At 48.4% G+C, this 1,502-nt stretch carries 1 pseudogene; it reads right to left on the bottom strand.

The features are described from left to right. Positions 1 to 1,445 (bottom strand): annotated as a pseudogene (locus NW857_RS12885) (FkbM family methyltransferase); the annotation flags it as partial. Positions 1,446 to 1,502: the final 57 nt, after the last annotated feature.

The raw sequence follows: 1,502 nt of genomic DNA, 5'->3' as shown, positions 1-1,502 counted from the left end.
TCTTTGATTTGCTTTTTAATTCGGTTGAGTTGCTCCGGATTGTTGCCCAGTTGGATCCCACGTTGGATAAACTCTTCTACCGACCAGGTGATGCAGTCTTCGAGACCGATATTTTTCAGCAGACTGTAGCTCATGCGGCCGTAGTAGTGACGGCCTACCAGGGTAAGAACCGGCACACCCATGTAAAGGACTTCCATGGTGTGGGTTGCGCCAGTATAAGGAAAGGTATCTAGAATCAGATCCACTAGAGCCAGTTGGCCCCGATGCTCTTCTACACTGCTGGTTTTGGCAAGAAAACGGACGCGATCCAAAACACCCAAGTCTTTCGCTTTCTCTTGATAACGCCTGATTACTGTAGCAATTTCCCCAGAGCCTTTAACAATAAGAACGCCGTTGGAAACAGCTTTTAGAATCTTCAGGTGAGCATCAATGCAACTATCAGTGCGCTTGTAGGCGTTAGCCGCGGTAAGGAAAACAACGTCTTGCGAACCTATTCTCAGTTTAGTCCGAAACTCTACCTCGTCAGCAGGAATGACGTCGAGATGCTCAACGGCGCAATAGCTCGGCAAGCGGATAATCTTTTCATAGTAATCGGCCTGCGCATCTTCGGGGAGAATATAAGGATCGGCAAAAAAGTAATCAAACTCAGGTAAGCCGACAGCATCCCCGCCTAACCAGCCAATTTGGACAGGGGCAGCCCGTAGGGCTGCTACGATATTGGCGTCGTGGCTGGTGATAGAGTCCATGAAGACCATGATATCGATGTGATCCTCGCGAGCTTGAGCAGCTACTTGAGGTGGATTAATTCCCTCAGAAAAGAAGCGAAAGTAAAGGCTTTCCTGCGACCAAAACTTTTGGTATGTATTGTCATGGCTGGCCACTTCCTCAGTTTTCCAGCCATGGTAGTAGTAGTAACAAATATCTAATACACTGCGGGATAAATTTCTCAAAGTAGCTTCGCTGAGGAAGCCCACTGAGTGTCGCTGAAAACAGCTGCCCAGGAAACCAACTCGAAGTTTACGACTCTCTCCATTGACTATTTGATAATCTTGCTGATTTTTTTTCCAATACTCAGACCACAAGAAATCGCGCTGAGAGGCCATAAGACTGAGGCAATCGTTAAAAATCCTGCCAGCAAGCTGCTGGTAACGACGGATTAGAGACCGATCATCTGTTAGATAGCTCCAACAAAAGCAGACTCGAAAGAGAATAGCTTTAGCAACGGTCAGGCTTTCGAGGAGATTTTCGTCGTTTACTTCCAGGGAGCCTAGATCAACTGATCTGGACGAGAGAAAATCAATGATTTTTCGGATAGCAAGCTCTACCCTGTCTGGCCGGGCAGCGTGGATCAGCTTTTCCAAGGACTCCGACAGAAGGGGCAGGCGCAGGGCAAAGTTCTCCTGTGCCTGGGGACTTTCGGCTGCTGCAAGAAGCGCTTCTCCCAAGATGGAATAAGCGTCGCTAGTAGAGTCTCCGAAGAGGGCACGAGCTGCCCTCTGAAA

The organism is Synechococcus sp. H55.9, from assembly GCF_047462355.1.
Lineage (GTDB): Bacteria > Cyanobacteriota > Cyanobacteriia > Thermostichales > Thermostichaceae > Thermostichus.
This window is presented reverse-complemented; position numbering and strand designations above follow the sequence as displayed.